Annotated in this window: 1 protein-coding gene; it reads left to right on the forward strand. The window is 66.1% G+C overall.

What is annotated here, in order from left to right:
- Window positions 1-357 precede the first annotated feature (357 nt).
- A partial coding sequence (locus ACYVDE_RS25650) for a hypothetical protein (RefSeq protein WP_460504328.1) occupies window positions 358-584 on the forward strand: 227 nt, incomplete at its 3' end.

A 584-nucleotide genomic window follows, 5' to 3' on the forward strand; every position in this document is an offset into this window, starting at 1 on the left:
GCCCTGGCTCCCGCCCCGGCTCCGGCCGAAGTAGCCAGTGGTAGCGCCACCCAAGCCAACGGCGGTGCTCCGGCTCCGGCTGCCGCCGCTAAAACCCCGGCCAAGGCCGCGCCCAAAGCCGCACCCAAGAAAAAAGCGCCCGAGCCGCTGGGCTGGTAAGCCCTTCACCGCCGGCACGGTAGATGCCGGACTCTCGCCATCCAACACCAGCTACAGCCCGCTTTCCGGACCCGGAGAGCGGGCTTTCTTTTGTCGGAGTTCCAGCCCGCCGAAAAGATGCGCCCGGCCGGTACCTCCCCGGACGTTAATTCTGCGTATGCAGCCAATCATTCACCTCGTTTCTTTTCCTGCTTAGTTATGATGCGTACGCTGCTTCCCGGCTTATTCCTGCTTGCTTTCGCCTCCGATGTCTCGGCCCAGACCACGCCGCCCGGGCCGCCGCCCCTGCGCCGCACCACCCAGCAAACTACCCGCCGCACCACCAAGCCCGGCCAGACGAAGGTGCGCAAAACCAGCACCAGCAAAGTAGGCGTCATGGCGCCGAAGGGGCGTACGGCCGCGGTAGTGCAGCGCCAGAATGCCGC

It is taken from the genome of Hymenobacter agri, from assembly GCF_054778495.1.